At 61.8% G+C, this 17892-nt stretch carries 18 protein-coding genes; 4 read left to right on the forward strand and 14 right to left on the reverse strand.

The features are described from left to right. Positions 1–206: 206 nt before the first annotated feature. The 4 genes from fdxA to ROSMUCSMR3_RS05580 are packed head-to-tail and all read right to left on the reverse strand — an operon-like array spanning position 207 to position 4476. A complete protein-coding gene (gene fdxA / locus ROSMUCSMR3_RS05565) occupies positions 207–545 on the reverse strand; it encodes a ferredoxin FdxA (RefSeq protein ID WP_008280624.1) in 339 nt (112 codons plus the stop codon). A 52-nt stretch (positions 546–597) separates the two neighbouring features. Continuing rightward, on the reverse strand, positions 598–978 hold the full coding sequence (locus tag ROSMUCSMR3_RS05570) for an RNA-binding S4 domain-containing protein (RefSeq protein ID WP_081506694.1): 381 nt from the start codon (positions 976–978) through the stop codon (positions 598–600). 3 nt (positions 979–981) lie between these two features. Then, on the reverse strand, positions 982–3894 hold the full coding sequence (locus tag ROSMUCSMR3_RS05575) for a helicase-related protein (RefSeq protein WP_081506695.1): 2913 nt from the start codon (positions 3892–3894) through the stop codon (positions 982–984). Between the two features lie 21 nt (positions 3895–3915). Further along, positions 3916–4476, reverse strand: coding sequence for a tetratricopeptide repeat protein (locus ROSMUCSMR3_RS05580; protein ID WP_081506696.1), 561 nt, complete (start codon positions 4474–4476; stop codon positions 3916–3918). A 71-nt stretch (positions 4477–4547) separates the two neighbouring features. On the opposite strand from ROSMUCSMR3_RS05580, the gene ROSMUCSMR3_RS05585 reads away from it, so the two are divergent. Together ROSMUCSMR3_RS05585 and ROSMUCSMR3_RS05590 are read left to right on the forward strand one after the other, a co-directional pair. Next, positions 4548–4838, forward strand: coding sequence for an SCP2 sterol-binding domain-containing protein (locus ROSMUCSMR3_RS05585; RefSeq protein WP_008280628.1), 291 nt, complete (start codon positions 4548–4550; stop codon positions 4836–4838). Next, complete coding sequence (locus ROSMUCSMR3_RS05590; RefSeq protein ID WP_081506697.1) at positions 4838–5827, forward strand: alpha/beta fold hydrolase; 990 nt, start codon at positions 4838–4840, stop codon at positions 5825–5827. The genes ROSMUCSMR3_RS05585 and ROSMUCSMR3_RS05590 overlap by 1 nt, the downstream gene beginning before the upstream one ends. Here the strand turns inward: ROSMUCSMR3_RS05590 and ROSMUCSMR3_RS05595 are convergent. After that, positions 5781–6611, reverse strand: a complete 831-nt coding sequence (locus ROSMUCSMR3_RS05595) for a fumarylacetoacetate hydrolase family protein (RefSeq protein ID WP_081506698.1) — start codon at positions 6609–6611, stop codon at positions 5781–5783. The two genes, ROSMUCSMR3_RS05590 and ROSMUCSMR3_RS05595, sit on opposite strands and share 47 nt — an antisense overlap. A 124-nt stretch (positions 6612–6735) precedes the next feature. Here ROSMUCSMR3_RS05595 and ROSMUCSMR3_RS05600 point away from each other — a divergent pair, with 124 nt between their 5' ends. Then, a complete protein-coding gene (locus ROSMUCSMR3_RS05600) occupies positions 6736–8556 on the forward strand; it encodes a M3 family oligoendopeptidase (RefSeq protein ID WP_081506699.1) in 1821 nt (606 codons plus the stop codon). A gap of 106 nt (positions 8557–8662) precedes the next feature. Here the strand turns inward: ROSMUCSMR3_RS05600 and ROSMUCSMR3_RS05605 are convergent, their stop codons facing one another. The 4 genes from ROSMUCSMR3_RS05605 to ROSMUCSMR3_RS05620 form a co-directional block, all read right to left on the reverse strand. Next, entirely contained in the window at positions 8663–8932 is a 270-nt protein-coding gene (locus tag ROSMUCSMR3_RS05605; RefSeq protein WP_081506700.1) for a DksA/TraR family C4-type zinc finger protein, read from the reverse strand. A gap of 64 nt (positions 8933–8996) precedes the next feature. After that, positions 8997–10034, reverse strand: coding sequence for an alpha/beta hydrolase (locus ROSMUCSMR3_RS05610; protein ID WP_237183536.1), 1038 nt, complete (start codon positions 10032–10034; stop codon positions 8997–8999). 108 nt (positions 10035–10142) lie between these two features. Further along, positions 10143–11039 carry an RNA polymerase sigma factor RpoH gene (gene rpoH, locus ROSMUCSMR3_RS05615; protein ID WP_008280634.1) on the reverse strand — a complete coding sequence of 299 codons (897 nt, stop codon included), beginning with the start codon at positions 11037–11039 and terminating at the stop codon, positions 10143–10145. A 158-nt stretch (positions 11040–11197) separates the two neighbouring features. Continuing rightward, positions 11198–12226 (reverse strand): RluA family pseudouridine synthase, encoded by a 1029-nt coding sequence (locus tag ROSMUCSMR3_RS05620; protein ID WP_081506701.1) that lies wholly within the window; start codon positions 12224–12226, stop codon positions 11198–11200. Between ROSMUCSMR3_RS05620 and ROSMUCSMR3_RS05625 the strand changes: the two genes are divergently transcribed. After that, on the forward strand, positions 12225–12536 hold the full coding sequence (locus ROSMUCSMR3_RS05625) for a DUF6476 family protein (protein ID WP_008280636.1): 312 nt from the start codon (positions 12225–12227) through the stop codon (positions 12534–12536). The genes ROSMUCSMR3_RS05620 and ROSMUCSMR3_RS05625 overlap by 2 nt on opposite strands. A gap of 134 nt (positions 12537–12670) precedes the next feature. Here the strand turns inward: ROSMUCSMR3_RS05625 and ROSMUCSMR3_RS05630 are convergent, their stop codons facing one another. The 5 genes from ROSMUCSMR3_RS05630 to ROSMUCSMR3_RS05650 all read right to left on the reverse strand — a co-directional run bounded on the left by ROSMUCSMR3_RS05630 (position 12671) and on the right by ROSMUCSMR3_RS05650 (position 17859). After that, positions 12671–13015 (reverse strand): hypothetical protein, encoded by a 345-nt coding sequence (locus tag ROSMUCSMR3_RS05630; protein WP_081506702.1) that lies wholly within the window; start codon positions 13013–13015, stop codon positions 12671–12673. Positions 13016–13032: 17 nt separating this feature from the next. Beyond that, positions 13033–13740, reverse strand: a complete 708-nt coding sequence (locus ROSMUCSMR3_RS05635) for a tetratricopeptide repeat protein (RefSeq protein ID WP_081506703.1) — start codon at positions 13738–13740, stop codon at positions 13033–13035. Then, a complete protein-coding gene (locus ROSMUCSMR3_RS05640) occupies positions 13737–14843 on the reverse strand; it encodes a Rieske (2Fe-2S) protein (protein ID WP_081506704.1) in 1107 nt (368 codons plus the stop codon). Before ROSMUCSMR3_RS05640 ends, ROSMUCSMR3_RS05635 begins: the two co-directional genes overlap by 4 nt. A gap of 72 nt (positions 14844–14915) precedes the next feature. Further along, positions 14916–17321 (reverse strand): LamG domain-containing protein, encoded by a 2406-nt coding sequence (locus ROSMUCSMR3_RS05645; protein ID WP_237183537.1) that lies wholly within the window; start codon positions 17319–17321, stop codon positions 14916–14918. 97 nt (positions 17322–17418) lie between these two features. Continuing rightward, a complete protein-coding gene (locus ROSMUCSMR3_RS05650; RefSeq protein WP_008280641.1) occupies positions 17419–17859 on the reverse strand; it encodes a hypothetical protein in 441 nt (146 codons plus the stop codon). Between the last annotated feature and the right edge of the window lie 33 nt (positions 17860–17892).

Here is a 17892-nt window from a genome sequence, read left to right on the forward strand (position 1 = left end):
TCGCATAGAAATCCACCCCCGGGCAGCAACGCGGGTGAATGGATATCAGGTACATTTGATCTTGTCATGAAACTGTATCACAAAAAACCGCCCAATGAAAGGGCGGTGTTCTGTACGGGCATATTCGCCCCTGCAAATCAACGGCTTATCAGGTTCACAATGTCACGCGCGGCGCTGTTTCACCGGCGAATGCCGCGAATCGGGTCTCAGCCGCCCAGTCCGGGGGCCTCGGAAAAGTATTTCTCAAGCTTGCCCGCCTCGCCGTCGCGCTCTTCGGCCTCGGGCAGCGGATCTTTCTTGGTGATGATCACCGGCCACATTTCCGCATATTTGCGGTTGAACTCGACCCATTTTTCCATGTCCGGCTCGGTATCCGGGCGGATCGCATCGGCGGGGCATTCCGGTTCGCAGACGCCACAGTCGATACATTCATCGGGATGAATGACCAGCATGTTCTCGCCTTCGTAAAAGCAGTCGACAGGACAGACCTCGACACAGTCGGTATATTTGCAGGCGATACAGGCGTCGTTCACGATATAGGTCATGGCCGTCTCTCATTCTTGCCGAATTGCGCCTCACCTAATCCAGTGGGCGGGATCAATCAAGCGGTCCTGGTTCATTGAGATCGAGTTTGCGGCGGTCGCGCTTGGTCGGGCGCCCTTTTCCCTCATATTTGGGCGCGGGCGGAACGCTGTCCTGCGTCACCGGGTCGCTGAGATCGTCATAGAGCGCCTGCGCCTCGGGGGCTGGCCCGCGCCGTGTGCCAACGGCGGCGATCCGCACCACCCAGACACGTGTTGCCTGCGCAAAGGTCAAGACATCGCCCGGCCCCACCGCTTGCGAAGGTTTGGTGACACGCGCGCCATTGACGCGCACATGCCCCGCCGAGATTTCCTTGGCCGAGAGGGTGCGCGTCTTGAAAAACCGCGCGTGCCAGAGCCATTTGTCGAGCCGGATTTTGGCGGCGGGCGCGTCCAAAACCTAGCCCTTGGTCCGCAACCCCATCAAGGCCGCAGCGAACGGATTGTCCGGGTCAATCCGATCATTGCGCTTCTCGGGCTTGGCGGCATAGGTTTTGGGCTGATCATCGCGCGGCTCGCGCGGCTTGCCCTTGCCGGGCTTGCCACGGGGCTTGCCGCCTTGGCGCTGCGGGCGGTCGCGTTTCTGCGCCGCGTCGCCATCCCCTTGGGCGGGCTGTCCAGCCTGTGCACCACGCGGGCCACGCCCGCCCTGTGCGGGGCGATCGCCACGTGGGCGATTGGCGCGCGGGGCCCAGGTGAAGGTGTAATAGACCTCGAGTTCGGTCGCCGCGACCTCGGGGCTTTCACCGGGAAGCACCTCTTCGGCCGGGGTCTCGTCGAGCGCGGCGGGAACGACGGTCTCGGCCACCGGCTCTGCGGCGATGGGCGCAACGCCCTCATCGGGGATCTCGGCCACGATATCCGCGACCGGCGTTTCAGCCTCTGTCGCCGCCGCCGCATCTGCGGGGGCCTCGGCAATGGCCTGATCGACCGGCTTGACCTTGGCGCGTTCGGCACGCTCGGCCTTGTAGCCCAGCCCCTGCATCAGCAGGGCAAACTGCTCAAGCGTCATCCCCGTGATAGAGAGCATATCGGGCTTGGCCTCGAATCCACCGCGCGTATCTTCGCTGCGCAGCATGTCGGCCAGACGTTCCAGCATGTCGATGCGGATCGCCCGATCCCCGGCAGCGCGATACCCGGCCATGGTGAAATAGCCCTTGGGCGCGTCGCTACGGGCGGGCACGGTCACCAGACCCGGCGGCGGGGCCTCGGGGAATTCATCCATACCTTGGCTCAGCGACCATAGCACCAGCCGCAACCGCGTCGGTGCAGGCTTGAGCAAGAGCGGCAAAAACACGGTGAACTGGCCAAAGCGGATGCCATGCTTGCGCAAGGCGCCACGCGCGTCTTGATCCAGCGCCTTGACCTCGTCGGCGATTTCACCGCGCGGGATCAGGCCCATCGCCTCGACCATGCGAAAGCCCAAACCGCGCGCCAAACCATTCAGCGTCTCGTCGCGCTGGATGTTCAAGAGCGGTTCAAACAGCGTGGCAATCCGGCGGTCGATATAGTGCTGCAAGCGGCGTTGCACCTTGGCGGCCACATCCGGGCCGGCCTCGTCATCGACAAAGGCCACGATCTGTGGCTTGAGCGGGTCGGCACCGGGCGTCAGCTTGCCCACCGCCTCTTTGCCCCACAACAGGCCACCCTGTTCGGTAAAGTCGATCTCGGTGTCGGGTGCGTTGTAAAAGCGGTCCGCCTTGAGATGGAAATGCGGGGCAAGTGCCGCGACGCTCGCCTGTTGCAGCGTGCGTGCTTCCTTGCCTGCTGCCGCGCGGTCCTGCATAAAACGGAACCCTTCGAGCCGTCCGACGAATTCGCCCTCGACGGTCACATCACCTTGATCGTTTACTTCGGCCACCATGGCTTCCTTCTGCTTGAGTCGGCGCAACAGAACCGAGGTGCGCCGATCCACAAATCTCTGGGTCAGCGCGCCATGCAACGCATCTGACAGGCGGTCTTCTACAGCGCGTGTCGCCCCGCGCCAATGGTTTTCGTCATCCAGCCAGCCTTTTCGCTGTGCGACATAGGTCCAAGTGCGAATATAGGCCAACCTTTTCGACAGCGTGTCGATGTCACCATCGGTGCGGTCGATGCGGGCCACTTGCTGTGCCAGCCAGTCATCAGGCACGCGACCATAGTCGGTCAGGTCGCAATAGATGCGTTCCAAGAGGCTGGCATGTTCGGCGGCGCTGATGCCCCGGAAATCGGGAATGCGGCAGACATCCCACAAGAGTTTCACCGCTGTCCCCCCGATGGCGCGCGGCATCACGTCGGGATGTTCGGCCAATGTCTTGAGCGCGCCCAGATCATCCGCCTCGCGGGCGCGGGCCAGCAACTCGTGATCGGGGCGTGCCTCGAGACTGGCGATGAGCGCGCCGGTGGTGCCGAATTGCAGACGCGCATTGCGCCATTCCAGCTTGCGGATGGGGGCAAAGCGATGCTCCATGATCGCCTCGGCCAATTCGGGCTCAAGATCGGGCGCCTCGCCGGTCACACCAAAGGTGCCGTTGTTCATCCCCCGCCCCGCGCGCCCGGCAATCTGGCCCAATTCATTGGGCTGCAAATAGCGCATGCGCCGCCCGTCAAATTTGCTGAGCGAGGAAAAGGCCACGTGGTTGATATCAAGGTTCAGCCCCATGCCGATGGCATCGGTCGCCACGAGGTAATCGACATCGCCATTCTGATAAAGCTCGACCTGCGCATTGCGCGTGCGCGGGCTGAGCGCGCCCATGACCACCGCAGCGCCCCCTTTTTGGCGGCGCAGCAACTCGGCCATGGCATAGACGTTTTCCACCGAAAAGCCGACAATGGCGCTGCGCGCGGGCATCTTGGCGATCTTGCGCGGGCCGGTATATGTAAGTTGCGACATGCGCGCCCGGCTGAGAAATTCGACCCCCGGCACCAGCGCGGCTATGGTTTGGCGCATCGTGTGGCTGCCCAGAAACTGCGTCTCGCGCAGGCCGCGCATCCGCAGCAGCCGGTCGGTGAACACATGCCCGCGCTCTGGGTCAGCGCAAAGCTGGATTTCATCCACCGCCACGAAATCCGCGCCCATCCCCTCGGGCATCGCCTCGACCGTGCAGACCCAGTATTGCGCACGCTCGGGCACAATCCGCTCTTCGCCAGTGACCAGCGCCACGACAGAGGGGCCGCGCACCGCGACGATCTTGTCATAGACCTCGCGCGCCAAAAGACGCAGCGGCAGGCCGATGATGCCTGTGCGATAGCCCAGCATCCGCTCGATAGCGTAATGCGTCTTGCCGGTATTGGTCGGGCCCAGAACCGCGAGGGTTCTTGACTGCTCGGACATCCAGAGCACTCCTTGATGGTGTCAGAGATCCGCGCCGCCCAATTCGCGCGCCACGTTGTCCCGCGCCTTGGTTACGTCCTCGTGATGGGGATGTATAGCCAGCGCGCGCGAAAACGCATCCCGCGCAAGATCGGGCTGTCCCAATTCATCCAGCAACACCCCAAGGCCGTAAATCGCATTGAAGTGGCGTGGCTCCAGCGCCAGCGCGCGTTCGATATCATGAAGGGCCAGACCATAGCGCTCTTGCCGGTAAAACGCGACAGAGCGCAGGTGCCATGCCTCGGCAAAGTCCGGCGCATGGTCGATGGCCGCGCTCAGATGCGCGATGGCTTCGGCCATATCGCCCGACTCAATTGCGTCTTCGCCGCGCCGCAACAAAAGATCCATTGCTGGCGATCCTGAGCGCGCCAATTCCAGCTCGATTTCGGCGGCAATCTTGCGCGCTTCCCCGGCCTCGGCCTGCGCCAATTGATCAAAGAGCCCGTCAAGCCGCGTCTCCTCTGCCAAGGCAGGTAGGGAAAACGTGACTATCGCTGCAAATGCCGCGACGATACGGTTGAGATTGAAGTTCGCTGCGCCCATAACGAGTCTGAGTTTAGCGCAGATTGTCCGGTTGCACAGCCCCGGCATCGCAAATGTGAAAGGAAGCGCAGATGAGCGACGTAATCACCACAGCCGTGGCCGCCCTGAATGAGAAACTGGGGGGCGAGGGCCTTGAAGGCAGCGCGAAATTCGTGATCGAAGATGAGGGTGCCATCGTGATCGACGCCAATGGCGCGCGCGCCGGCGATGACGACACCGATGTCACGCTGACGGCCAGCCGCGATACGTTCGAATCGATCCTCGCGGGCGATCTCGATCCCGCCGCCGCGTTTATGTCTGGCCGTCTAAGCGTCGATGGCGATATGGGCATGGCGATGAAACTGGGCAGCGTGCTGGCCTGATGCAGGCCGCGCCGCTCTTTGACGATGTGGCCCAAGGGCCAGAGGGCGGTGCCGCATGGTGGATGTCTGCCTCTGACGGAATGCGTCTGCGGATTGGCCTGTGGAATAGGGACGGGGCCCGTGGCACGGTCCTGCTCTTTCCCGGGCGCACCGAATATATCGAGAAATACGGCCGTGCCGCTGCGCATTTCGCCAGGTGCGGGTATGCGACGCTGGTCATTGACTGGCGCGGTCAGGGTCTGGCGGACCGGCTGACCACGGATGCCATGGCAGGCCATGTGCATGAATTCGGGGATTATCAGCGGGATGTCGCGGCCATGGTCGAGGCGGCTGAGCGGCTTGATCTGCCGCGCCCTTGGCATCTTTTGGCGCATTCCATGGGTGGCTGTATCGGGCTGCGCGCGGTGATGCGGGGGCTAGAGGTGCAAAGCTGCGCCTTCTCGAGCCCGATGTGGGGCATCCATATGGCGCAAGCTCTGCGCCCGGTCGCATGGTCCCTGTCTTGGGGCAGTCGTCAGTTGGGCATGAGCCATCATTACGCCCCCGGCACGGCGGGCGCGCATTACGTGCTGGAAGAGCCATTCGAGAGCAACAAGCTGACCAATGACCGCGAGATGTATGACTATATGGCCAAGCAATTGCGCGCCCACCCCGAGTTGGGGCTGGGTGGGCCCAGCCTGCGCTGGCTGCACGAGGCGTTGAAGGAAACCCGGGATTTGGCGCGCCTGCCCTCTCCTGATCTGCCTTGCCTGACGATTCTGGGCAGCGACGAGCAGATTGTCGATGTGCCCCGTGTGATCGACCGCATGGCGCATTGGCCGGGCGGGCATCTGGAACTGGTCCCCGGCGGGCGGCACGAAACGCTGATGGATACGCCCGACATGCGTGGGCGTCTGCTGCGCCAGCTTTGCGATTTCTATGGCGGCGCGTGGCGCGCGTCGGCTACGGATCGCGCCGCACAGGCGAGCGCTGTTCCCCAAGCCCGCTGATCCGCACCACCATTTCATCGCCCTCGGTCAGATAGCGCGGCGGCTTGCGCCCCATGCCCACACCGGGTGGCGTGCCGGTGGCGATCACATCGCCCGGTTCCAGCGTCATCAGCGCGCTGAGATAGGCCACGATATGCGCCACCGAAAAGATCATGCGCGCCGTGGTGCCGGTCTGCATGCGCGCGCCATTCAGGTCGAGCGAAAGATCAAGCGCCTGCACATCCCCCACGGCATCGGCTGTCACCAGCCAAGGGCCCATTGGCGCAAAGGTGTCACAGCTTTTGCCCTTGGTCCATTGCCCGGCCCGCTCCATCTGAAAGGCGCGCTCGGACACATCGTTGACGATTGTGTAGCCCGCAACATGGTCCAACGCCTCAGCCTCGGTCACATATTTGGCGCGTCGCCCGATCACCACGCCCAATTCCACCTCCCAATCGCCCTTCTCCGCGCCGCGGGGCAGATACACAGGGTCTTGCGGGCCGCAAATCGCCGAGGTCGCCTTGAGAAACACCACCGGCTCCGGCGGGGCGGCAACGCCCACCTCTTCGGCATGGTCGGTATAGTTGAGACCGATGCAAATCAGTTTGCCGACCTGCCCCACTGGCGGCCCGATCCGGGGGGTGCCTGCAACCAAAGGCAGGCTTTCGGGGTCGATCCGGGGCAAATCAGCAAGCACCGCCCCGGCCAAATCGGGCACCACACCCGACAAATCCCGCAAGCGCCCCTGATCGTCCAGAACGCCGGGTTTTTCCTGCCCCGTCTCACCAAATCGCGCGAATATCATGTGATCTTCCCCTTTCACCTTGCGCCCCACCCTAGCCAGCCGCGCCCGAATGGCAAGCACCCCGCCCCTTGTGGCCCCCGCCCCCCCGGCCTATGTCTGGGCCATGTCAACAAGAGGTGCTCTCATGCTCAACCTGCCGTTTCCCGTCCGCGATGCCAATGCCAGCTCTGGCAACAGGAACTTGGGCCAACTGCCGGAATGGGACCTGAGCGATCTCTACACCTCTGAGAAAGCCCCCGAACTCAAGCGTGATCTGGACTGGCTGCACAGCGCCTGCGCCGAATTCGCCACCGATTACGAGGGCAAGCTGGCCACGCTCGACGCGGCGGGCCTCTTGGAGTGTATCCGCCGCGACGAGGCGATCAGCACCACGGCGGGGCGCATCATGTCTTATGCAGGGCTGCGCTATTACCAGCTTACGACCGATGGCGGGCGGGCGAAATTCATGTCCGATTGCCAAGAGAAGGTGACGAATTCCACCACGCCGCTGGTGTTCTTCTCGCTCGAACTGAACCGGCTCGACGAGGGGGCGCTGACGGCGATGTATGCCGAGAATGCCGATCTTGCCCGCTACAAGCCGGTGCTCGACCGCATCCGCGCCATGAAACCCTATCAGCTGTCGGATGAGCTTGAGAAATTCCTGCATGATCTGGGCGTGGTGGGCGACGCGTGGGAACGGCTCTTTGACGAGACCATCGCTGGGCTGACCTTTACCGTGGATGGCGACGACCTTACTATCGAGGGTACGCTGAACCTTCTGACCGAACAGGACCGCGCCAAGCGCGAATCCGCGGCGCGCGAATTGGCGCGGGTGTTTGGCGAGAATATCCGCACCTTTGCCCGTGTCCATAACACGCAAGCCAAGGAAAAAGAGGTGATCGACCGCTGGCGCAAGATGCCCACGGCGCAGACCGGGCGGCACCTGAGCAACGATGTCGAGCCGGAGGTGGTCGAGGCGCTGCGCAATGCGGTTGTCGCGGCCTATCCCAAGCTCTCGCATCGCTATTACGAGCTCAAGCGCAAATGGCTGGGGCTGGAGCGCATGCAGGTCTGGGACCGCAACGCGCCTCTGCCGATGGAGGCCACGCGCCTTGTCGATTGGGACGAGGCCCGCGATACGGTGATGGGCGCCTATGCCGCCTTTGATCCGCGCATGGCCGATCTCGCGCAGCCGTTTTTCGAGCGCGGCTGGATCGACGCGGGCGTGAAACCGGGCAAGGCGCCGGGTGCCTTTGCCCATCCCACCGTGACCACGGTGCATCCCTATGTGATGCTGAACTACCTTGGCAAACCGCGCGACGTGATGACGCTTGCCCATGAATTGGGCCACGGCGTGCATCAGCGTCTGGCGGCGGATCAAGGCGAATTGCTGTCCTCGACGCCGCTCACTCTGGCCGAAACCGCCAGCGTTTTCGGCGAGATGCTGACCTTCCGCCGCATGCTGGCAGGGGCGCAGACCCAGGCCGAACGCAAGGTGCTGCTCGCGGGCAAGGTTGAGGATATGATCAACACGGTCGTGCGCCAGATCGCCTTCTACGACTTTGAATGCAAGCTCCACGCCGCGCGCCGCGAGGGTGAATTGACCCCCGATGACATCAACGCCCTCTGGATGAGCGTGCAAGCCCAGAGCCTGGGCGAAGCCTTTGATTTCATGGACGGGTATGAAACCTTCTGGGCCTATATCCCGCATTTCATCCACTCGCCCTTCTACGTCTATGCCTATGCCTTTGGCGATGGGTTGGTGAATGCGCTCTATGCGGTCTACGAAGAAAACCCCGACGGGTTCCAAGACAAGTATTTCGATCTGCTCAAGGCGGGCGGCTCCAAGCATCACAAAGAGCTTTTGGCGCCCTTCGGCCTCGATGCCTCGGACCCGGCCTTTTGGGACAAGGGGCTGAGCATGATTTCAGGCATGATCGACGAGTTAGAGGCGATGGAGGGCTAAGCCGCAGGCGTCAGAAATGAGTATTTAAGCCATAAAGAAGCCAAAAGTGGCTTTCATCTGGCCCAAAATACCTCGGGGGGCACGGGGGGCAGAGCCCCCCAACCTTTCATTTCAACTGGCTGTCCTTTGATCCACGCCGGTTGATGCCGCCGCGCGGTTGATGCGCCGCGTCGCGCTCTTGCTGGCAGTCGATGCAGAGCTTGACCCCCGGAATGGCCACGCGCCGCGCCTCGGGGATGGGTTCTTCGCATTCGGCGCACTCGGTCAGGCTCTCGCCCTCTGGCCCACGCCGCGCCTTGAGGCGTGCCAATTCGTCGGAAATCGACGCCTCGATCTGTTCGCTTACCGCGCCGTCGCGCGCCCATCCACCGGCCATGTCGCCTCGCTCCTCTGCCGGGGTCAGTTTACGCCTTGCGCGCGGCCCGTCAATTCCGCGCCGCTCAGGGCAGCAAAACGCGGGGCTTGGGCAGGCTTAGCGTCATATCGCGCACAAACTCGCCGCTGATACCGTTGGTGCCAGCCATGATGCCACGCAAAAAGTCGATGGCGGCAGGCGAGGTCACGGGCACGAAATGGTTGAGGCCAGAGCCATCGGCCAGCGCGGTGAAGTCGATCACCTGAACATCGGGGCGCTGCACCTTGTCGGCGCGGTCGATCATGCCAAGGCGCGGCTTGCGTCCGGTGATAAAGCCCGAGAGTGACAGGGCGCGATCGGCCTTGGTAATGAAAATGAGGAAGGGCTGGGGCAATTCGCCAATCGCCTCGGCCTGCCGGTCGAACACATCGGGATCAATATCGGGCGACATCAGCACCACGCCGCTGATCCGGCGCAGCAAATGGCGGTCTTCACTTAGGGCAATACTGCGCAGCGCCTCCATCACAAGGCTTGATCCCATGGAATGCGCGAGCAGGAACACCCGGTCGCCCGGCGCATCCGTCAACTGGCGCAACACCTTTTGCAGATCGTCGCGCGCAAAAAGCACCGAGTCGCGGTCGTAGATATAGCCGCGCGGGTCCCCTGCCGAGGGCCAGGAAAACAGCACGCCGGGCATGGCCGTGTCAAAATCAGTCTGGATCTGGGCCAGCCGATACATCGCCTCGGAGAGGGTGTTGTTATAGCCGTGCACGAAGAGCAGCGTCTCGCGTGTTTCGGGATGGGCGCGGCGCATCGCGCGTTGCATGGCCGCCGCCCCGTCATAGACTTCGGTGCCCGTCACCACAAAATCGGTGGCGGCATCAGGCGGGCCATCGGGCCATTCGATCTGCCCCGGCGTGTGGGTCGGGGGCACCGACACATCCGCCCGGAAGAACCGCAGCCCCTCAGGCCGTTCCAGCCCAAAGATCGGCCCGGTCTGATCTAGTTTGCGCCCCGTCGCCACATAAACGGGCTGGATTGTGGCTGCGGGGTTGGGGGCCGCGCGCTCTGCGGTGACGCGCGGGGAACAGGCGGCAAGCAGCAGGATTGCGCCGCCCAGCATCGCGCGCCTGACACACTCTGCCCAGTTTACACCCTGCCCCATACCCTGCCTCACACGCTCATGTTCGGCGTGAGAGATACGCGCAAAGCCGCGCGCCGCCAAGAGACCTTAGGCCGAGGTCAGCATGCCCTTTTCCTGGGCCAAGGCCCGCATCCGCTTTTGCAGCTTTTCAAAGGCCCGCACCTCGATCTGACGAATGCGCTCGCGGCTCACGTCATATTCGGCGCTCAGATCCTCGAGCGTCACAGTCTCGTCGCTCAGCCGCCGCTGGGTGAGAATGTCGCGCTCGCGCTCGTTGAGAACATCCATCGCTTGCACCAGCAATTCACGCCGCGCATCCAATTCATCACGCCGCTCGTAATCGCCGGCCTGATCGGCATCCTCATCCTCAAGCCAGTCCTGCCATTGCATAGAGCCTTCGCCCTCGGCCCCGACCGTGGCATTGAGCGAGGCATCCGCACCCGCCATACGCTGGTTCATGCTGATGACTTCGGCCTCGGTCACGCCCAGATCTGTGGCGATCTTTTTGACCACATCGGGCCGCATATCGCCCTCTTCCAATGCGCCGATCTTGGCCTTGGCCTTGCGCAGATTGAAAAACAGCTTCTTCTGCGCCGAGGTGGTGCCCAGTTTCACAAGGCTCCACGAGCGCAGGATGTATTCCTGAATGCTGGCACGAATCCACCACATCGCATAGGTCGCCAGACGAAAGCCGCGCTCGGGGTCGAACCGCTTGACCGCCTGCATAAGGCCCACATTCGCCTCGGAAATCACTTCAGCCTGCGGCAGACCGTAACCGCGATAGCCCATGGCGATCTTGGCCGCGAGGCGCAAATGGCTTGTGACCATCTTATGCGCGGCCTCGGTGTCCTGCTCTTCGGCCCAACGCTTGGCCAGCATATATTCTTCTTCCGGCTCCAAAAGCGGGAACTTGCGGATTTCCTGCATATAGCGGTTCAGCCCGCCTTCCGGGGTCGGGGCTGGCAGATTGTTATAATTTCCCACGCTGTCGTCCCTCCTGATGTTTGCATCGTTAACATTCAACTAGGTATGCGCTACTGTCCTTTCAAGACAGCCGTACATGACTATCTTAACGCGCATCTAAGGTGTTTCCGTCGCTGCACCCGTATTGTGACAGGATTTCACAAGATATTGCGCCGCTGTCATGCCCCGCGCAAGGCAGAGAGGAGTGCCAGCATATCCTCGGGCAAGTCCGCCTCGAACCGCAGCGCCGCGCCCGTTCCGGGATGCACAAAGCCCAGAACCGCCGCGTGCAGCGCCTGCCGCGGAAATTCCTGCGCCGCCGCAACACCCGCAGGCAAAAGCGCCTTTTCCTTGAGCTTGCGCCGCCCGCCATAGACCGGATCCCCGATCAACCCATGGCCCGCATAGGCCATATGCACCCGGATCTGATGGGTGCGGCCAGTCTCTAGCCAACACTCCATCAGCGCGGCAACGCTGGGCGTGCCGAAGCTCTCGATCACCCGCGCCCGCGTCACCGCATGCCGCCCGCCCTCGAACAGCACCGCCTGCCGCTGCCGGTCGGTTTTGTGGCGCGCAAGGCGCGTGGCGATGCGCAAGATATTGCCGGGCTCAAAGCTGATCCCCCGCAGGCCACGCAGGCGTGGATCGCTTGCCTCGGGCACGCCGTAGACCACGGCGCGATACTGGCGCTCGACGCTATGCGCCTCGAATTGCGCCGCAAGGCCCTGATGCGCGGCATCCGATTTGGCCACTACCAAAAGGCCGCTGGTCTCTTTGTCGATGCGGTGGACAATGCCCGGTCGTTTGGCCCCGCCCACGCCCGAGAGGCTGTCGCCGCAGTGATGCAAAAGCGCGTTGACCAGCGTGCCCTCGGGGCTGCCGGGGGCGGGATGCACCACCATGCCCGCAGGTTTGTTGACGACGATGAGATCGTCATCCTCATAGACCACCTCTAGCGCGATGGCCTCTGGCGCCATATGGCTCTCGCGCGCCTCGGGCACGACAATCTCGATAAGGTCCCCCGCCTGCACCCGCGCCTTGGCCTCAGACACGACCGCGCCATTGACCCGTACGGCCCCCTCTTCCAGCAGCCGTGCCAGGCGCGTGCGAGACAGCACCGCCGCCTCTGGCACATCGCGGACAAGCGCCTTATCAAGGCGTTGAGGCGGATCATCCCCGATCCGGAAAACAAGCGGGTCCAAGCCCATGAATGACAACTCTCCGCCGGTCAGCCCGGCCACTTTGAAGTTTCTGGCGCGGTTGGTCACGCTGTTGACCGCCACGATGGTTGTCGGCCTCATAGTGATCATCGGCCTCTTTGTCACCCGCTTCTGGGGCGAGGATAGGGGCGCGCTGTCCTTGCCCGACAGCCTGACCCTACCCGAGGGCACGCGTGCCACCGCCTTTACCCAAGGGCCGGACTGGATTGCCATTGTGACCGAGGACAATCGCATCCTGATCTACGATCGCACAGGCAGCACCCTGCGGCAAACCGTGACCATCGAGACGCAGAATTGATACTTTTGGAGATGGTGCCGCACCCCTGACTGGACCAAGGGCGCATTGGACCCACGAAGCTATCTGATAACAGCCTTTTAAAACTTATTCAGGTCATCCGTGTTGAGTGTCCCTGAGAACTGACCGGGCTGCGCTCAGTCCCCGACCGAGTTCAACGGCTCCAGCAAATCAGCCTTGCTCGGAAGGCTTTCTTTGGAACGAAACAGAATAACCCATTCGGCTGTTCCCTCTGCCTCTAATTGCCCTGAGTCTACGGTCCCGAAGCGCTGAATGAAGAACGCCTTCACAATCTCGGCGGCGCGCGGGGTGCCCGCCGGTTTGCCCAGATAGATAAAATCCGCAACATCAAAGCCCATCCGCGACAGCGTCTCGGATGGGGGCACGGGCGACGTCACCACCCCCCACCGCGTACCGTCAGAGTCGAACTCTTTGATGGCATAGAGGAAATCGTATTTGATCTGCTGAACGCTGAACCGCAAAATCGGATCCTTTCAGGTTAATTGGTGCTCACCCGGAACCGAACGTCACCTGCGCCGCCTCGGTGGTCCTGCATCCATTTCTCGACCATCTGATGCCCACGGTGCAGCTCATCTGGCGTCATCTCGGACACGAGACCTTCAAGCATGCTGATCGCGCTGCCCGCGCCGTGCTGAGAGGCCAGCGTCAGCCACAAAAACGCCTGCTGACAATCCTTGGCCACGCCAAACCCATTCCTGTAGCTGAACCCAAGCCGCGCCTGCGCCGGGAAATACCCACTTTCGGCAGCCATCCGGTAATACTTGGCCGCGGTTTCAAGATCTTTGTCCACAACCTTGCCCGCAGACAGAAGCGTGGCCGCATTGAACTGCGCACCGGTGTCACCGGCATCGGCGGCGCGGCACAGCCACATCAGACCAGTGCGCGCATCTTCGGTCACGCCGTCGCCCTGAATATACATCACGCCAAGATTTGTCTGCGCCTGAACACTGCCCATCTCGGCGGCCTTGAGACAGCATTTGAACCCCATCTGCTTGTCAACCGCGACCCCGTCGCCATTCATGTGCATGACTGACAGCCAGAACCAAGCGGTCGCATCGCCCGCTTTGGCACAGCCATAAAAGAGGTCATAGGCAGCCTTGAACTTGCCAGCCTCGTAAAGGGCCACCCCATCCATAAGGGTGTCGCCAAGTTTGCCCGAAGGCTCTTGCAGGGAAAGATCGGTCATATCAGATAATGCTCCACGTTGCGGAAAATCGGGATGTCGCTGTCGACCTGCGGCATCTTCACAAAACGCGAGATGAGCGCGTTATGCGCCCACCACGCAGCGATCTGATCCTGCGTCTGATCAACGGCACAGTCCTGGACGCGGTCGCGTGACGCGCTTGACGGGATGCTATCCTGAAGCGCCTCTGCCCCGGTTCCGGCATGCAGCAATTCTTTGTGCCAGAACGCCAGACGTTCCGCATCGAGCGGACAGTCCGACAGGATCTCTATCCGGAACAGGGTTTTCGTGATCGCCGTATGCTGGAGCGTGATCGCGCAGGTCTCGGCCCCTTGCGTGAGCAGAATGAGGTTGGGAAAAATCCATTGGACCTCGATCTGCGACCCGTCAGACGCGGCTCTGCGGCCCTGCATGGCACGATCCGAAGACGTCAGCATCTCGTCCACGCGGGCCAACATCTGGCCCGAAAACTTCCAATTGGCATCAAATTCAAGCCATTGACGATGCGCCCGCACGGCATCGGGCCGCATTACCGGCACGGGCAGGGTCAGATCACCTGACAGATCACTGTCGGCACCGCCCGGGTCGATGTTGAGGAACAGCAGATCGCCAAGCTGTGCCACGTGAACCGGATGCAGCCGCTCGGGGCGCAGGCCCAGATATTGGTATTTGATGCGGGTATTGTCCGGCCCCTCTCCTGTGGTAATCGGGCCCCGGTCGCGGCTATAGCCGCAAGAGGTGAACGAACAACTGGTGCGCTCACCCTGCTGGCATTGCGTTGGCACCATGCGACACCCGCCGTGTTGCGCCATATTGAACCGTGCTTCTAGGCTGCCATCCTCCATCCGTTGAACGTGGACGCCGTGATAGCCAAGGGTAAAGGGCAGGATATCGCCCTCTGCAGGAATTTCATGGACCGTACCGACAGACACCCAGTCTCGGGTCCAGATGGCCTCGTCTTCAAGGTAGAGAAACTGAAGCGAGCGGTAAGCAACCCGGGGCAGACCGATTGCCTCGCCAAAGGGTCGGCGCACCCTGTCGAACACGCTCGGATCGCTTAGGTTCACGCCCTCGTCGCGATAGCCAAGGTCAGGTCTGCGTACCATTGGGGCCTCCGGTTTTTGGGTGGGTTTTCTAAAGTTGGGGCCGGCGCACGCAGCGCCGGACCCCCTCTTGCGTTACTCTGCCGGGACCAGATCGGGGTTTCCGGCATCGCCATCGGCACGGCCCCGCGCCCGGATCTCGGACTTGGGTGCTGCGGGCAACGGACCATCGACCATGAAGTGATCCAGCACATTCTTGGTCAACTTAGAGATATTGTTGTCGCAGTTGTTCCAAGGCAGTGAGCCACAATAGGCGATTGACGAGAACGAGAAACATGCGCCCCCATTCGGCGTTTCGTGAAAGGCGATATCGCCGCGAACGCGCGGGTGCGTCGTGCCGTCAAGCCCCTGCTGGTTAAAGCCGAAATCCTCGGTCACCAGAAGATACGCCTCGGTATGACGGCCCGCCGATGTTGCCACCGTCAGCGTGTGGGGTGGCGAGCCGAGGGTGAAATCGACGATGTCGAGTTCAAGACCGGCAGCACCGCCGCCCACAAGCCCGAAATTGCCCAGCATTTCGTCATAGTCGATCCCCTCGAACGCCCAGGATACACGGGGGTTGTTGCTTTCCGGGGTTCTTGAGAAATAGCTCGAAACGTCGAACCCTTCTGACGACATGCCCACACCCGCCACTGAGTGCAGGTAGCGGCCACGGAAACGCCACATCCCGCCCAGCTCGCCCGTGCCCGCGTGATAGTATTCACCGGGATCGGCGCGCCATGTACGGATGCCGGATTCGCAGCGCCGCATCTCTGTGATGACGCCACGCCCTTTGTCCTCATAGGCGGGATGGAAGGAATGGACCCAATACCAAGCATCCGCGCCCATATACATCAGCCGTCCACCGCGCTGCGTGTAGTTGTGCAGCGCATCAAGCTGGGTTCCCGAGTTATGCTCGGGATGCGATCCGGTGATGATGACATTGTAGTTTTCCAGACGCGCGAGCCCGTCATAGGTGATGTCTTCATCGGTGATGCAGTCGTATTCATACCCCATGGTTTCCAGCCAGTAGATCAGATGCAGATCCGCCGGGTATTGCCAGGGGGCCTGGGCCAGGAAATGGTCATACTTGGGCCGGTTGCTGAGGATCGGGCGCAGGCGGGACGAGAAACAGATCCCGGTGCCGTCGGTATGCGTGTCATAGATCGAGCCACCGTATTCGCGGTGCTCGGCCAGAAACATGTTTTGATGCTGCATGATGGGCACGCGGTAGATGAACAGCTCCGCCGCGCCCGCGTTACAGGCGACATGTTCGTTGGCATAGGCCATGTAGCTGATCGTGGGCACCATGAAGGCGATCTTGGACTGCTCCTTGCCGATTTCCGGGACGACCCAGAACGGCACGTAGTCCTCATCGCCGTCAGCCGTCGTCAGCTTGGCCGCGTAAGAGCGGCTCTTGCAATCGGCGGGCACCTGCCATTCGAAATCGACCTCCCAGCGCGCATCGTCGATATCATCGTCGTGAAAGCTGATTGCCGCGTATTCTTTTGGGGCTTCCTTCCAATCAAAGACGGTGCCGCTCCAGTTGTGGCCAGTCATGCCTCGGGTCGGCAGGTTCACGAAATCGAGGTCCAGACGATAGGGGCCGAAATCCTTGCCTTTGATCGTGTCGATCCCGTGGGAGAAATCCCACGCCGCAACGATCACCTCTGACAAGGCACCGGTCGGGCCAGAGTTGCGGCGTTCTGTCAGGCCCGATTGCGCGCCCAGTTTCATCGTCTCGATGTCCTGACGCGACAAGGCCTTGGAGCAGATGCGCGGTGCTTCGATTTTACCGTTGTACTTTCCGGCCAGAACCACACCAGCAGGCACCGAAGACTGCGCGGTCGGATCGTCCGATAGGCATTCGGCATAGGCCGCAACAGCGGCAGGAATCGGCAGATGCTCGATCTTCTCCGAAATCGTCTTGGAGACGGGCGGGATCACCGGATCAAGCGCGTAATGCACCTGCGGCTCGTGATACAGGATCAGCTCGCCGCTTGCCGCGTCATAGGTGGCGGCCACGAAATGCCAGGCGTGATCGCGGACAGGCTCTGGGCTTTCGAGAATGACGCCGTTCACGCGCACCTCGACATGCCCCTTCGCATTGAGAAACAGGCCGTACCCCTTGCCGCCGCTCCACTTGGTGACCAAGGCCTGTTCGCCATGCTTCCAGTATTTCGGATGCGTCTTGGGCGCGGTTGGCCAGATCCAGCACTGAAGCGTGAAGCTCTCGACGCGCAATTGCTTGCAATCGGCGACATAGCCGTAAGATCCGCTGTGGATCACCTGCTTGCGGCCGGGCACCGTGATGTTCAGCCCCCCCGGCACGGCTTTTTCGATAAAGCCGGGACCGCGTGGGTTGGTGTCGCCGTTGATCATCTGGACGATTTCGGCCTTGAATTCCTTGGGGCCGTCGCAATTGATCATGAATTTGATGGTGCCTCCGGGATGCACCCCGAAAGTGTCGGCATAGCCGGCAAGTCGCATAGCTGCAGACATGTTCTTTTCCTCTTATGGCTGTCTCACAGGTGGCCTGACGTCTTGTCAGCCCCCTGCCGTTACGATGGTTTTTCCTTTGGCCCCTGTCCGGGTGGGATCAGGTGACAGGCCAGTTGTCGTCGCGGTGCTTCCAGCCCTCGCGGTAGTGCTCGGGCATGCCCGCAGTTTCCGGCAGCTCGTCGAGGCGCATCAGAAAGATGGCGTGCTGCGCGTCCTGCTCATCGGTGAAAACACGGTCATCAACAAACTCTGGCGGCACGCCGCGCACACCCGACAGGCGACCGATGCGCCATTCCTTTTCGACCTCTGTGCAGATGATGATCAGCTTGCCCGCCGTGGATTCCCCGCGCATGCGCAGCAAAACCCGCTTTAGCAACGGATCGTCATGGACCCCGCCCGAGACAACCGTCGTATCTCCGGGGGTTTCACATTTCAGGATCGAGAATCCGGCAACGCCCTTCATCGACTCCGTACATTCCAGATGCGCTTTGATCAGCGCCTCTCGCTCCGGTGTTCCCTTCTTTGGAATGGATTCCATTTTTTTCTCCCTTGGTTATGTGTGGCTTTGGTT

The organism is Roseovarius mucosus (assembly GCF_002080415.1).
GTDB classification, from domain to species: domain Bacteria; phylum Pseudomonadota; class Alphaproteobacteria; order Rhodobacterales; family Rhodobacteraceae; genus Roseovarius; species Roseovarius mucosus_A.

Coding starts and splice junctions, on each gene's coding strand:
- fdxA (WP_008280624.1), bottom strand. CDS start 545: ATGACCTATATCGTGAACGACGCCTGTATCGCCTGCAAATATACCGAC.
- ROSMUCSMR3_RS05575 (WP_081506695.1), bottom strand. CDS start 3,894: ATGTCCGAGCAGTCAAGAACCCTCGCGGTTCTGGGCCCGACCAATACC.
- ROSMUCSMR3_RS05580 (WP_081506696.1), bottom strand. CDS start 4,476: ATGGGCGCAGCGAACTTCAATCTCAACCGTATCGTCGCGGCATTTGCA.
- ROSMUCSMR3_RS05585 (WP_008280628.1), top strand. CDS start 4,548: ATGAGCGACGTAATCACCACAGCCGTGGCCGCCCTGAATGAGAAACTG.
- ROSMUCSMR3_RS05590 (WP_081506697.1), top strand. CDS start 4,838: ATGCAGGCCGCGCCGCTCTTTGACGATGTGGCCCAAGGGCCAGAGGGC.
- ROSMUCSMR3_RS05595 (WP_081506698.1), bottom strand. CDS start 6,611: ATGATATTCGCGCGATTTGGTGAGACGGGGCAGGAAAAACCCGGCGTT.
- ROSMUCSMR3_RS05600 (WP_081506699.1), top strand. CDS start 6,736: ATGCTCAACCTGCCGTTTCCCGTCCGCGATGCCAATGCCAGCTCTGGC.
- ROSMUCSMR3_RS05605 (WP_081506700.1), bottom strand. CDS start 8,932: ATGGCCGGTGGATGGGCGCGCGACGGCGCGGTAAGCGAACAGATCGAG.
- ROSMUCSMR3_RS05610 (WP_237183536.1), bottom strand. CDS start 10,034: ATGCTGGGCGGCGCAATCCTGCTGCTTGCCGCCTGTTCCCCGCGCGTC.
- ROSMUCSMR3_RS05625 (WP_008280636.1), top strand. CDS start 12,225: ATGAATGACAACTCTCCGCCGGTCAGCCCGGCCACTTTGAAGTTTCTG.
- ROSMUCSMR3_RS05620 (WP_081506701.1), bottom strand. CDS start 12,226: ATGGGCTTGGACCCGCTTGTTTTCCGGATCGGGGATGATCCGCCTCAA.
- ROSMUCSMR3_RS05635 (WP_081506703.1), bottom strand. CDS start 13,740: ATGACCGATCTTTCCCTGCAAGAGCCTTCGGGCAAACTTGGCGACACC.
- ROSMUCSMR3_RS05640 (WP_081506704.1), bottom strand. CDS start 14,843: ATGGTACGCAGACCTGACCTTGGCTATCGCGACGAGGGCGTGAACCTA.
- ROSMUCSMR3_RS05645 (WP_237183537.1), bottom strand. CDS start 17,321: ATGTCTGCAGCTATGCGACTTGCCGGCTATGCCGACACTTTCGGGGTG.
- ROSMUCSMR3_RS05650 (WP_008280641.1), bottom strand. CDS start 17,859: ATGGAATCCATTCCAAAGAAGGGAACACCGGAGCGAGAGGCGCTGATC.